This is a genomic window from Streptomyces sp. NPDC059003 (assembly GCF_042740445.1).
Taxonomy (GTDB): domain Bacteria; phylum Actinomycetota; class Actinomycetes; order Streptomycetales; family Streptomycetaceae; genus Streptomyces.
On the sequence record NZ_JBHYJH010000046.1, the window covers coordinates 28626 to 41943 of the forward strand.

General features: G+C 74.7%; 8 protein-coding genes. 3 read left to right on the forward strand and 5 right to left on the reverse strand.

Going from position 1 to position 13318, the window contains the following annotated elements; all coding sequences use genetic code 11:
• Positions 1–82: 82 nt before the first annotated feature.
• The 3 genes from ACFWZ5_RS18300 (at position 83) to ACFWZ5_RS18310 (ending at position 5035) form a co-directional block, all read left to right on the forward strand.
• Positions 83–2632, forward strand: a complete 2550-nt coding sequence (locus tag ACFWZ5_RS18300) for an FAD-dependent oxidoreductase (protein WP_384794697.1) — start codon at positions 83–85, stop codon at positions 2630–2632.
• Positions 2633–2726: 94 nt separating this feature from the next.
• Entirely contained in the window at positions 2727–3902 is a 1176-nt protein-coding gene (gene solA, locus ACFWZ5_RS18305) for an N-methyl-L-tryptophan oxidase (protein WP_384794657.1), read from the forward strand.
• 11 nt (positions 3903–3913) lie between these two features.
• The gene (locus ACFWZ5_RS18310) at positions 3914–5035 is read left to right on the forward strand and encodes an aromatic ring-hydroxylating dioxygenase subunit alpha (protein WP_384794659.1); all 1122 of its coding nucleotides are present in this window, start codon (positions 3914–3916) and stop codon (positions 5033–5035) included.
• Positions 5036–5041: 6 nt separating this feature from the next.
• On the opposite strand, the gene ACFWZ5_RS18315 is transcribed toward ACFWZ5_RS18310, so the two are convergent.
• The 5 genes from ACFWZ5_RS18315 to ACFWZ5_RS18335 form a co-directional block, all read right to left on the reverse strand.
• Positions 5042–9709, reverse strand: coding sequence for a hypothetical protein (locus ACFWZ5_RS18315; protein ID WP_384794661.1), 4668 nt, complete (start codon positions 9707–9709; stop codon positions 5042–5044).
• A 61-nt stretch (positions 9710–9770) separates the two neighbouring features.
• Entirely contained in the window at positions 9771–10664 is an 894-nt protein-coding gene (locus tag ACFWZ5_RS18320) for a hypothetical protein (RefSeq protein ID WP_384794663.1), read from the reverse strand.
• Positions 10661–10855, reverse strand: coding sequence for a hypothetical protein (locus tag ACFWZ5_RS18325; protein ID WP_384794665.1), 195 nt, complete (start codon positions 10853–10855; stop codon positions 10661–10663). Before ACFWZ5_RS18325 ends, ACFWZ5_RS18320 begins: the two co-directional genes overlap by 4 nt.
• On the reverse strand, positions 10852–12378 hold the full coding sequence (locus ACFWZ5_RS18330; RefSeq protein ID WP_384794667.1) for a hypothetical protein: 1527 nt from the start codon (positions 12376–12378) through the stop codon (positions 10852–10854). The genes ACFWZ5_RS18325 and ACFWZ5_RS18330 overlap by 4 nt, the downstream gene beginning before the upstream one ends.
• Before the next feature lie 81 nt (positions 12379–12459).
• A complete protein-coding gene (locus ACFWZ5_RS18335; RefSeq protein WP_384794669.1) occupies positions 12460–13164 on the reverse strand; it encodes a GntR family transcriptional regulator in 705 nt (234 codons plus the stop codon).
• Between the last annotated feature and the right edge of the window lie 154 nt (positions 13165–13318).

Consider the following 13318-nt stretch of genomic DNA (forward strand, 5'->3'; position numbering starts at 1 on the left):
ACACGAGGCGGGACGCACGCCTGACCCACACGACACCCCGGACGGACGCACCCACGGACACACCCCCGGCACCCGCGTCGCCATCGGCGGCCCCCGCGTCGTCATCATCGGCGCCGGCATCGTCGGCTGCTCGCTCGCCGACGAGCTGACCGCCCGCGGCTGGACCGACGTCACCGTGCTCGAACAGGGCCCGCTGCCAGCACCGGGCGGCTCCACCTCGCACGCGCCGGGGCTCGTCTTCCGGACCAGCCCCTGCAAGACGCTGAGCGAGTTCGCCCAGTACACCGTCGAGAAGTTCACCTCGCTGCGCGTCGACGGACTGCCCTGCTTCAACCCGGTCGGCGGCCTCGAAATCGCCACCACGCCGGAGCGCTGGGCCGATCTGCACCGCAAGGCGGGCCTGGCCGCGTCCTGGGGCATCCAGGCCGAGGTCGTGGGCCCCGAGCGCTGCAAGGAGCTGTGGCCGCTCCTCGACACCGGGCAGGTGCTCGGCGGTCTGCACACCCCCGACGACGGACTCGCCCGGGCCGTGCCCGCCTGCCGTGCGCAGATCGACCGGGCCACGCGGCGCGGCGCCCGCTTCCTCGACCGGCACACGGTGACCGGCATCGAGCGCGCCGACGGCCGCGTGACCGGCGTGGTCACCGACCGCGGCACCTTCCCCGCCGACCACGTGGTGTCGGCGGCGGGCTTCTGGGGTCCGGTGATCGGGCGGATGGCGGGCGTCGACGTACCGCTGCAGCCGCTCGCCCACCAGTACGCGACGACCCGGCCCCTGCCCGAGCTCGAAGGCGTCAACGATCCGCACGCCGAGGCCTCCCGGCCCATCCTCCGCTTCCAGGACCGGGACCTGTACTTCCGCGAGCACATCGACCGCATCGGCATCGGCTCGTACGCCCACCGCCCGCTGCCCGTCGACCCGTTCACGGTGCCCGCGTACGACGAGGCCACGGCGGCCGGGCGCACAACGCCCACGACGCCCGCCCCGCCTGCCACACCCACCACACCCGCGATGCGCACCATGCCCGCCATGCCCGCCATGCCCTCGGCCTTCCCCTTCACCGAGGAGGACTTCGGGCCCAGTTGGCAGGACAGCTGCGGGCTGCTGCCCGCGCTCAAGGAGTCGGCGGTCGACCAGGGTTTCAACGGCGTGTTCTCCTTCACTCCCGACGGCATGCCCCTGCTTGGCGAGTCCCCTGTGCTGCGTGGCTTCTGGCTGGCCGAGGCCGTGTGGGTCACACACTCCGCGGGCGTGGCCAAGGCGGTCGCCGAGTGGATGGTGGACGGCCGACCCGCGACGGACGTCCACGACTGCGACCTGACGCGCTTCGAGGACGCGCAGCGCTCGCCCGCGTACGTAGCGGAGCGCGGCGCCCAGCAGTTCGTCGAGGTCTACGACGTCATCCACCCGGCGCAGCCCCTCGACCGGCCTCGCCCGCTGCGCGTCAGCCCCTTCCACGCCCGGCAGGTGGAGCTGGGCGCCCAGTTCCTGGAAGGCGGCGGCTGGGAGCGCCCGCACTGGTACGAGGCGAACGCGCCGCTCGCCGAAGGACTTGAGGTCCCCGCGCGGGACGCCTGGTCCGCCCGCTACTGGTCGCCCATCGCCGCGGCCGAGGCGAGGGCGACGCGCGAGCGGGTCGCGCTGTACGACATGACGCCCCTGCGCCGTCTGGAGGTCACGGGCCCCGGAGCCCTGGACTTCCTCCAGCGCATGACCACCAACAACCTCCGCAAGAAGCCCGGTTCGGTCACCTACACCCTCCTCCTCGACGAGGCGGGCGGCGTCCGCTCCGACCTGACCGTGGCACGGCTCGCCCCCGACCGCTTCCAGGTCGGCGCCAACTCCCCCGCCGATCTCTCCTGGCTACAGTCGCACGCGCCCGCCGACGTGCACATCAGGGAGATCACCCAAGGGACGTGCTGCGTCGGCGTCTGGGGTCCGCTCGCCCGCGCGCTCGTGCAGCCGCTGACCCGCGACGACTTCTCGCACCAGGCGTTCGGCTACTTCAAGGCGCGCGAGACATACCTCGGCCACGTGCCGGTGACGGCGCTGCGCCTGAGTTATGTCGGCGAGCTCGGCTGGGAGCTGTACACCAGCGCCGACCTGGGACTTCGACTGTGGGACACGCTGTGGGACGCCGGCCGGGAACACGGCGTGGTCGCTGCCGGGCGCAGCGCCTTCAACAGCCTGCGTCTGGAGAAGGGCTACCGCGCGTGGGGCCAGGACATGACTACCGAGCACGATCCCTACGAGGCGGGCCTGGGCTTCGCGGTCCGCAGGGACAAGGGCGACTTCGTGGGCCGCGCGGCCCTGGAGCGCCGAGGCCCCTGCGCCCGCAGGCTCACCCCGCTGCTCCTCGACGACCCGGCCGCCGTCGTCCTCGGCAAGGAGCCGGTGTACGTCGACGGCGCCGACCAGGCCGACGGCAGGCCCTCCGGAGACCGCACGCCCGCCGGATACGTCACCAGCGCCGCGTACGGCTACACCCTGGGCCGTTGCGTCGCGTACGCCTGGCTGCCGCCGCTCAGCTCCGGAACCGGCACGCACATCGAGTACTTCGGCGAGCGGCTGCCCGCGACCGTCGCCGACGAACCGCTCTTCGACCCGGAGATGACCCGCATCAGGTGCTGACCCCGCAGCCCGAGCCCACCACCCCTGCCCGTGCCCCTGCCCTGCCCCGGGCGCCCCGTAAGCCGCCCCCTCGCCACTCCCCCAGGAGGCCGCCGTGTCCCCCACCACCCCCACGTACGACGTGATCGTCATCGGCCTCGGCGGCATGGGCAGCGCCGCCGCGCACCATCTGTCCGCGCGCGGGGCCCGCGTCCTCGGTCTGGAGAAGTTCGGTCCCGTGCACCAGCGCGGCTCCAGCCACGGCGGTTCACGGGTCACGCGCCAGTCGTACTTCGAGGACCCCGCGTACGTACCGCTGCTGCTGCGCGCCTATGAGCTGTACGAGCAGTTGGAGCGCGACACGGGCCGCCGGATCGCCACCCTGTGCGGCGGTGTCATGGTGGGCCTCCCCGAGGGACGCGTGGTCTCCGGGGCGCGGCTCTCCGCCGAGACCTGGGGGCTGCCGCACGAGATGCTCGACGCCCAGGAGATCCGCCGCCGCTTCCCGACGCTCACCCCGCGCGACGAGGAAGTGGCGCTCTACGAGAAGCGGGCGGGCCTTGTCCGCCCCGAGAACACCGTCGCCGCGCACCTCCAGCTCGCCACGCGTCAGGGCGCCGAGCTGCGCTTCGAGGAGCCTGTGACCCGGTGGGAGCCGTTCCGGGGCGGGGTGCGTGTGCATACGCCCGAGGACACGTACACCGCGGGCCAGTTGGTGATCTGCCCGGGTGCCTGGGCGCCGGAGCTGCTCGCGGACCTCGGGGTGCCGTTCACCATCGAGCGGCAGATCATGTACTGGTTCCAGCCGACGGGCGGCATCGGCCCGTTCCTGCCTGAGCACCATCCGATCTACGTCTGGGAGGACGCGCAGGGGGTGCAGGTCTACGGCTTCCCCGCGATCGACGGGCCCGGCCTCGGCGCGAAGGTCGCCTTCTTCCGCAAGGGCTCGGTGTGCACGCCGGACAGCATCGACCGGACGGTGCACCCGCACGAGGTCGCGGCGATGGCCGACCACATGGCACGGCAGATACCCCTGCTCCCGGGGCGCCTGATCAAGGCCGCGACCTGCATGTACACGACGACGCCCGACGAGCACTTCGTCATCACCCGGCACCCGGCGCACCCGGAGTCGGTGACGGTGGCGTGCGGCTTCTCCGGGCACGGCTTCAAGTTCGTGCCGGTGGTCGGCGAGATCCTCGCCGACCTGGCGCTCGACGGCACCACCGACCACCCCATCGAGCTGTTCGACCCGCGCCGGATCACCGGCCCGCTCGCCCCCGCGCCCGCTTGAGGAGTACGCACGTGACGACCCAGGTCCCCGCGAGCCTCATCGCGACGCTGCCCGGCCGCTCGTACACCGACCCCGAGGTGTTCCGGCAGGAGCAGGAGCACCTCTTCGAAGCGCTGTGGTTCTGTGCCGTGCGCGCCGCCGACCTCGACAGGCCCGGCGCGTACCGCACCGTCCAGGTCGGCCGCGAGAGCGTCCTGATCACCCGCGCCCGCGACGGCGGCCTGCGCGCGTTCCTCAACGTGTGCCGCCACCGGGGCGCCCGCCTGTGCGCCGACGCCGCGGGCGAGGTCCGCCGCAGCCTCCAGTGCCCGTACCACGCCTGGACGTACGACCTGGACGGCCGCCTGATCGCCGCGCCGAACCTGACGCGGATGCCGGACGTGGACCGCGCCGCGTACGGCCTGGTCAAGGTGGCGCTGCGGGAGTGGCTCGGCTACGCCTGGGTGTGCCTGGCCGACGAACCGCCCTCCTTCGAGGAGACGGTGATCGGCGAGGCCGTCGAGCGCCTCGGCGACGCGGCGTCCATCGAGCGCTACCGCGTCCAGGACCTGGCCCTCGGCCGACGCGTCCGCTACGACGTGCGCGCCAACTGGAAGCTGATCGTCGAGAACTTCATGGAGTGCTACCACTGCGCGACCATCCACCCCGAACTGACCGACGTCCTGCCGGAGTTCGCGGAGGGCTTCGCCGCGCAGTACTACGTGGGGCACGGGGCCGCGTTCGGCGACGAGGTGAGCGGCTTCACCGTCGACGGCAGCGCGGGCTTCGGCCGCCTTCCGGAGGTCGCCGACGACCAGGACCGCCGCTACTACGCGATCACCGTCAGACCGGCGGTGTTCGTCAACCTCGTCCCCGACCATGTGATCCTGCACCGCATGTTCCCGCTCGCGGTGGACCGCACGGTCGTCGAGTGCGACTGGCTGTACGCACCCGACGTCGTCGCCTCCGGAGCCGATCTGTCGAAGTCCGTGGAGCTCTTCCACCGCGTCAACGAGCAGGACTTCGCGGCGTGCGAGCGGACCCAGCCCGCGATGACCTCACGCGCCTACCGGGACGGCGGGGTGCTCGTGCCGACCGAGCACCACATCGGCCTCTTCCACGCGTGGGTCACCGAACGGATGGGCGCCGCCTGACACGGCTCACCCCGCGACCGGCTTCTTGAACATCCGCGTCGCCGTGATCTCCCCGTGCACCGTCTCCTCCGCCGGGGCCTGCTGCTCCTGCGGCAGGCCGGGGCGCAGATGCTCCTCGACGCTGATGTACTTCAGGCCCGCGCGCAGGTCCGCGTCGTTGCGCAGGCGGATGACCAGCGGGAACTCGGCGAGCGCGGTCGTGTCGAACAGGCCGGTGGTGTAGAGGAGCTGCACCCCGAGGGCGTCCGACACGGCACGCTGGAGCTCCAGGAGGTACGTGGCGTTGGCGCGTCCGATGGGGTTGTCGAGGAACAGCGTGCCCGCGTGGCGGTGCTTGTCGCGGCCGCGGTCGTTCGACCGGAGCGCGGCCATCGTGCAGTACAGGGCGATGGCGGCGGTGAGCAGCTGGCCGCCGGAGAACACGTCGCCCATCTGGCCGACCGGGACCCGCTCCGCGCGCAGCACGGCGTCGGGCTTGAGGATCTCCACGGCGATGCCGCGCGGCTCCAGGGCGGCCTGAACTCCCCTGAGCAGCAGGGACATTCCGTCCCTCCTCAGGTCGGAGTTCTTCTTCACGGCCGCGCGGGTGGCCTCGTCGATGACCTCGCCGAGCCGCTCGGTGAGCGTGGCCTGGTCGGGCTCCTCGAAGCGGACCCGCAGGAACTCCTGGCCCGACCACTCACCGAGGCCTTCGGGGAGCCGGGACAGGCGCTGGGCGGAGCGCAGGGTCGCGAGCGCGGACTCGACCAGGCCGCGCAGGCGGTCGACGATGCTGTCCCTGTTGCGCTCCAGCTGCGCCAGCTCGTCGGTGAGCACGCGCAGACGGGGCGCGAAGGCGTCGGCCCACTTCTTGGCGTGCTCAGGGAGCGCGGACGCGGGCAGCTCGCGGATCTGCTGCCGTGCGGGGGTGCGGACCTGCTCGTACCGGGTGGAGTTCGCGTGGCGTACGAGGATGTCGCTGGCCTCGCGGACGGCCGTCTCGGCGGCGGACAGGTCGGCGGCGCAGCCGCGCAGCGAGCGGCGGGCCTCCGCGGCGGCCTGCCGGGCCTCTTCGAGGGAGCCGGGGTGGGGCTCGGGCTGCTCCTCGTCCTCCGCGTCGTGGTGCTCGCGGAGCAGGTCGCGCAGGAGCGCGGCCGTCTCGTCGAACCCGCCTGCCGCGTCCTCGGTGGCGCGGTGGGTGCGCAGGAGCGCGGCGTGCGCCTCCTTGGCCTGGGTCAATGCCTCCGTGCGCACGGCCAGTTCGGTGGTGGCGGTGCGCAGCAGCGCCTGGGCGTGCTCCGCGTCGGCGGGCACGAGGTCGTCGGGCAGCTCCGTGTGCGCGTCGCCGTCCTCGGGGGCGTGCCGCTCGGCCTCGCCGCGCAGGCGTCCCAGCTGCTCGCTCGCGGTGGCGGCGCGGGACTCGATGAGCTGGACCTGTGCCTCCGCGCGGGCGGCGGCGGCCTGCCGGGACGGCCCGTCGGCGCCGTCGGTGCCCTCCAGGAGCTGGGCGGCGCGCGTGCGCACCTTGTTGCTGAGCCGGTCGAGCTCGGCGAGGGCCGCGCTCTCGTCGCTCTCGGCGCGGGCCTGCTCGGCGCGCAGGTCGGCGCCGACGCCGACCTTCTCGTACAGCTGCGAGGCCGCGCGGTAGGCCTCGCGCAGCGCGGGCAGCGGCGTCTTGGGGGCGTCCGCGTCCAGGGCCACGTCCTCGGGGGCCCCGGCGATCTCCGCGCGCTCGGCGCGCAGGGCACGGGCCGTGCGGCGGGCGTCGTCGGCGGCGCGCTGGGCGGCGCGGCGGTCCTCGTCGGCGGCGCGGGCGCGGTCCAGACAGGCCTGGGCGCGGGCCTCGTACTCGACGGCCTCGTCGGCCAGCTCGCGCAGCTTCGTCTGCCAGCCGGCGCGCTCGCGCAGGCGGAAGGCGAGCCCCGCGAGCGCGTCGGCGGCACGCCGGGCACGCTGGGCGGCCTCCTGGCGCTCGTCCCTGACGCGGGCGGCCTCGCCCGCGGCCTCATCGGCCTCCGCCCGTGCCGTACGGGCCTCCGCGAGCTCCGCCTCCGTCTCCTCGGCGAAGGCGCGGGCCTCCGTCGCGGCGGCGGCGAGCTCGGCCAGGCGCCCCGCGGGGCAGCCGGAGCGCCAGGACGCGAGCCGCGCGGCGAGCTCCCGGTCCTTGGCGAGGCGCTGGGCGAGCGCGCGGATCTCGTCGTCCCGCTGGGCCGCCCGCGCGCGGAGCGCCTGGCGCTCCTCGTCAGCGGCGTGCTCGTCGTGCATGGCCGGGTTCGGCGGTACGAGGAACACGTCGCCGTCGCCGCTGTGCTCCCCGGGCGTCGGGGCGAGCAGCGCGGCGGCCGTGCCGACGGCGACCGTGGACCGCGGCAGGAGGGCGGCGCCGGTGAGCGCCTCGCGGGCGCGGGCGTGCGTGTCCGGGTCGGTGATGACGACGCCGTCGACGAGCTCGGGGCGGGCCGCGAGCACGCGCGCGTGGTCGGCGGGGTCGACGGCCTGCGCGAGATAGCGCCAGCCGGGCAGCGCCGGGATGCCGTGCTCGCCGAGGAACTCGACGGTGGCAAGGACGTCGGGGCCCGGCGGCAGCAGGCCGCCGTCGCCGAGCGCGCCGAGGATGCGGGCGTCGTCGGCGGCGGCCGTCCTGAGCTCGAACAGCTGCCGCTCGGCGGCGGCCACCCCGTCCTCGAGGAGGCCGCGCAGGTCGTCGGCGCTGTGGTCCAGGGCCTCGGCGGTGAGGGGGGCGGTGCCCTGGCCCTCGTCGCCCGTCCCCGTCCCGGGCTCCCCCTGGGCGTCGGCGCGCCGCGGCTGCGGCACCCCGTCGGGGGTGCCCGCGGTGTCGCCGCCGAGTGCTCCGGGCAGCCCGAGGAGTGCGATCAGCCGCTCGTCCTGGGCGAGCGCGTCGGCGGTGCGGCGCTCCGCGTCGTGGGCCTGCTCGGCGGCCGTCGCGGCGTCCGCGGCGCGGGCCGCCGTCAGCTCGGCGCGGGACTCCGCCGCGGCGGCCTCCTTGGCGTGGTCGGCGGCCCTGCGCGCGGCCTCGCGGGCCGTGTCCCAGGCGGCGACCGTCGTCTTCTCCGCGTCGCTCGCGGCCAGGGCGGCGCGCGCCGGGTCGGCGTCAGGGGCGCTGTCGTCGAGCCAGCCCGCGCGGACGGCCTCGGCGGTCTCCTGCTCGACCTCGGCGAGGCGCTGGCGCAGGTGCCCGGTCTCGCTGCGGGCGCGCTGGGCCTCGGTGGCGGCGGCGGTGGCGTCGCGGTGGGCAGCCTCGCCGGTCTCCTGGAGGGCGGCGGAGCGCTCCTCCTCTTCGTTGGCGAGCGCTTCGGCGCCCTCGGCCGCGGTGTGCAGGGCGCGGACGAGGTCGGCCGCGGCCTTGGCGCGGGCGGCGAGCGCGGGCGCGGCGTCCCGCTCGGCCTCGCGGATCGCGGCGGCCACGCGCGCGGAGCGGTCGGCGGCGGCCCGGTGGCGCAGGACGGCCTCGGCGGCCTGCCAGGCGGAGTGCAGCGTGCGCGCGTCGGCGAGCTCGCGGCGCTGGGCGGCGGCGGCCTTCTCGGCGACGGTGAGGGCGAGGGAGGCGTGCCGGTAGGCGAGTTCGGCGGAGATCAGCGCGGAGCGCTCACGGGTCCGCTCGGCCTCGGTGACGGTGTGGGCGGCGGCGGTGACCTGCTCGGCGAGCTCCGCCGCGCGGCCGCGCTCCTCCACGGCGCGGGCGGACAGGCGCCGGGCGAGGGTGCGGGTGCGCCGCTCGGCGCCCGCGTGCACGTCACGCGCGCGTGCCCGGGTGTCGGCGGCGTCGACGATGCGGCCGAGCAGGTCCACGGAGCCGGCGGTGAAGTCCCGCTCGGCGATGAGTTCGGCGCGGCGGCCCAGCTTGTTGCCGAAGCCGTGGACGAGGTCGGCGAGGCCGTCCGTGTCGCGCGTGTCGGTGACGGCGCGAAGGAGCAGGTCGGTGAAGTCGGAGTCCTTCTTGACGGCGAACAGGCCGGCGGCCTCGCCCTCGTCCGCGTTCATCTCCCGCTGGTAGCGGAACAGTTCCGGGTCGAGGCCGAGGTCGCCGAGGTGTTCGTTCCAGCGGTCGTGGATCTCTTCCCAGTGCACTTCGAGGTGCGGGTAGGCCTTGCCCGCCTCGGTCAGGGCGTCGCGGAAGCCCTTCATGGTGCGCCGCCGCCCCTGGGCACCGGAGCTGCCCTCCGCCGCGGGCCGCACCGCGGTGGACTCGGCGACGGGCAGCGAGTCCAGGCTCATGCCGGGCCCGGGCCGGAAGGAGTACCAGGCCTCGGCGAACTTCCGCGGGTCGTTGGAGACCTGCCGCCCGCGCCACTCGCTCACCTTGCCGACGACGACGCACTCACCGGTGAGGGTGTGCTGCCACTCCAGGGCGACGTGTCCGCAGTCGTCGGCGAGCAGGAACTTGCGCAGCACGCCGGAGCTCGCGCCGCCGAGCGTGTTGCGGTGGCCGGGCAGCATCACGGAGAAGATCAGCTTGAGCAGGACGGACTTGCCGCCGCCGTTCTCCAGGAAGAGCACGCCCGCGGGCGCGGGCCTGCGGGGCGGCCCGACGGGCTCCTCCTCGAAGAACTCCGCCTGCGCGGGCGCGGGGTCGGGCACCACGTCGCCCACGCCGCGCAGGTCGAGGACGGTGTCGGCGTAGCGGGCACCGGCCGGTCCGATGGAGTAGAGGCGGACCCGGGACAGCTCGTACATGGCGGCGGACTCTCGTCGTAAGTCGGTCAGTGGTGCGGGGTCGGCAGGGGCCCGGCGGGCGTCAGGAGTGGAAGGGCAGGCCCGCGTCGGCGGCGAGCTCCAGATCGTCGGTGTCGTCGGGCGGCAGCAGCGTCGCGGAGCCGTCGGTGACGGGGACGACGCCGAGCTCCAGGAGCTCGGCCATGGCGGCGCTGCCCGCCATGTCGCGCACCTGGAGCTGGTAGCGCGCGGTCGTGCGGTACGTCCCGCCGGAGTCGTCGCCCGTGCGCTGGAGGAACCCGGACTCGGTCAGGAACGCCGCCGCCTTGCCGACGATGCCGGTGGTCGAACCGGCGAGCCTGCGCGCGTCCTTGGTGGCTCCGGTGGAGCTGCGGCGCGCCCAGATGCGCCAGGCGGACTCCAGGCCGGGGGCGTCCGTGGCCGGGTCCGTGTTCTCGCCCTGCTCCTCGGCGCGCTCCTCCAGGCGGCGGCAGGCCTGGCGTACAAAGGCGTCGACGCCGTTGACCGTGACGCGTCCCACGTACCCGTCGTCGGCGAGGTCCTCGGGGCGCGGGAACGCCATGGCGGCGACGGCGAGGTGGGCGAGGCCGTGCAGGAAGCGGTCGGTGGAGTCGGCGGCCGCGCGGCGGGCGTAGTCGCCCATGCGGACGGCGAACACGGAGTCCTCGGCGGCGGTGACGGCCATCCCCGCGCGCGGGGACACCTCGAGGACGACGAGTCCGAGCCCGGTGGCGACGGCGTCGGCGAGGCGCGCGAACGGCGGGTCCTCGCGGTAGCGGCGCAGCAGGTCGCCGTACTCCTGGTCGCGGGCGGGCTGGAGCTTGGGCTGGAGCCCGAAGGCGACGAGCCGCGCGGCGTCGGCGGCGTCGGCCGGGGTGACGGCGGCGGTGGCCGAGGGGGCCGCCGTGGAGTCCGGCTCGCCCCACGCGGCGTGCTCTGCGGGGTGGTCGGTCACGGCTGCGGCTCCTTGGTGCGGTGGGTCGGTCGTACGGTGTCCAGGGCGCGCTTGCGTACGGGGCTCTGGGTGCCCTGGTGGGCAGGGGCCCGGGTGCCCGCGTGTGCGGGGCTCGGGGTGCCCTGGTGCACAGAGCCCCGGGTGTCCTCGTGTGCGGGGCCCGGGGAGGCCCCGCGGGGCCGGGGCGTCACGCGGCCTCCGTCCGGTCGGCCGCCATCCCGGCGGCGTCGAGCAGCGCCGTGCCCACGATCAGGTCGGCGCCGCCGAACTCCGGGTCGTCGAGCTCGGTGCCGTCGTCCACGGCGAAGAGCAGCTGCTGCTCACCCTGGCGGTAGGCCGTGCCGACGGGCGGGCTGGCCGCGTGCACCGACAGGAGGGCGACCAGATACGGCAGTTCGGGGTCGCGGCGGCGGGCGTCGGCGAGCAGCCCGGAGAGCCTGCGGGGCGCGTCGGGCGGCAGGGCGAGCAACTCCAGGGCGCTCGCCAGCTGCTCCTCGCTGAAGCGGCTGTCGTCGGGGGTGGCGACGAGGTCGGGCTCGGGCATCTCCGCGCCCAGGTGCTCGCGCTCTATCGGGGGCGTGAGCAGTATGTCCACCAGGTCGCCGACGCGGACGGAGACCGGGGTGCGCAGGCCCGTGCCGTGCGCGAAGAACGCGTCCGTGACCCGGAGCGCCTGCTCGGCGGGGAGCGGCAGGACCGGGGCGACGAGCTGACCGTACAGGTCGAGGCCCGCGCGGGCGGTGGGCGTCGCGAAGGCCTGCCGGTCCTGCTCGGCGCGGAACAGCGGGCCCGCTTCGAGGAGGCGGGACTGGAGCTGGGTGTGGCGGCGGATGCAGTCCTTGACGATGTCGACGAGCTCGGCCGCGCGGCGCTTCTGCTCGGGGTCCTCGGACTCGTCTCGGGCCTTGCGGATGTTGGTCAGGATCGCGTTCTCGTGGCGGTACCGGTCGGCCACGTGGTCGAGGGCCTCGGCGATCATGTCCGGCACGGCCTGCAGCCAGTCGACCGCGCGGACGTTGCGCCGGGTGGCGTCGAGGGCCTTGCGGAGCGACTCCGAGTACTGCACGGTCCGGTAGCGCGCCTGCTCGGCGGCGAGCTGGGCGTCGGCGAGGCGGCCGCGGCTGATCAGGACCTCCAGCTTCACCTCGGCGGCGATCTGGGCGCTGGTGACGTCCGTGTCGAGGGCGCCCACCAGGACGTTCACGGCCTCGTCCGTCGTGCGCAGGAACACGCCGCCGCCGTAGCCGGGGACCTCCTCGATGAGCTTGAAGTCGTAGTCGCGCCGGACGTAGGACCCGTCCGCGCCGAAGGTGCCGTACACCGCGCGGAAGCCGCGGTCCACGCTGCCGACGTTGATCAGGTTCTCCAGGACCCAGCGGGCGACGCGCTCGTGCTCGGCGGCCGGGCGGCGCGGGGCCTGGGCGGCGACGCGGGGCAGCAGGCGGGCCACGATCTGCTCGTGGTCGGCGCCCGTGTCGAAGTCCATGTTCAGCGTGACGAGGTCGATGGCCGAGAGGGCCACCTCCGCCATCGCGTACACCGAGTACTCCCCCGCCAGGTTGGCCTTGCGGGCGTCCAGGTCGTGCAGCGGGGCCGTGCACGCGAGCGCGCGCAGGCGCCGCGCCAGGCCCTCGTCGGCGGCCGGGCCCGGCGCGGGCCGCGGCCCCGCGCTGAGCTGGGGCGGAGCGGTGTCCGATACGGCAGGCGAAGTCACGGTGCACAGACTAGGTCCTCGGTCTGACAACGGTCGAAACGACGCAGATGCCCCCGGGCCCCGGGCCGCGGCCCGGGGCGCTCAGCCCGTGCCGATGCCGCCCTCCGCGACCCGCCGCGCGTAGGTGTCCACCAGGCCGCGCCGCGAGTCGTCGAGGTAGACGGCGAGCAGCCGCTCGGCCTCGGGGCCGTCCCCGGCCTGGAGGGCCCCGAGGATCTGCTGGTTGCGGGCGAGGTAGGGCTCGTGCAGGCGGCGCGGGTCGGCCACCACGTGGAAGGCGAGGCGCAGTTCGGCGAAGACGCTGCGCATCAGCTCGTCGGTGCGGGCGCTGCCGGCGAGCGCGACGAGCTCGCGGTGGAAGTGGATGTTGGCGGTGGAGACGCCCTTCCAGTCGCGTTTCCGCGCCGCCGCCCGGCCATCGGCGACGGCTTCCGCAAGCGCGTCCACGGCGTACGGCGGCCGCCCGAGCTCATGGACGACGGCGCACTCGACGAGGCGCCGGACGCGGTAGATGTCCTCGACGTCGTCGACCGTCAGGACCCGCACGAAGACGCCGCGGTTCAGCTCGTGCACCAGCAGGCGTTCGTGGGTGAGCAGTCGGAAGGCCTCGCGCAGGGTGTTGCGCGAGACGCCGAGCGCGCCGCCGATGCTGTCCTCCGACAGCCGGGTGCCGGGCGGGAAGTACCCCTCGGCGATGCGGCTCCGCAGGATGTCCGCGACGCGCTCCGCGGTGCTCGTGCGGCCCAGCAGTGCGCGGTCGTCGGCGAGACCGGTCAGTTCAGCCATGCTCAGCCATCCCCTCAGCCATGCCGGGATTCAACCGCAGGGACAAGAACGAAACAACATGGGTATTGAGGGATCGTTGAACAATCCTCTACGTTGTCCGGCAAGCGGCTCCCGCTCCCCGCACGGCGCCGCCATGCTCGGCTCCTCAGAGCGC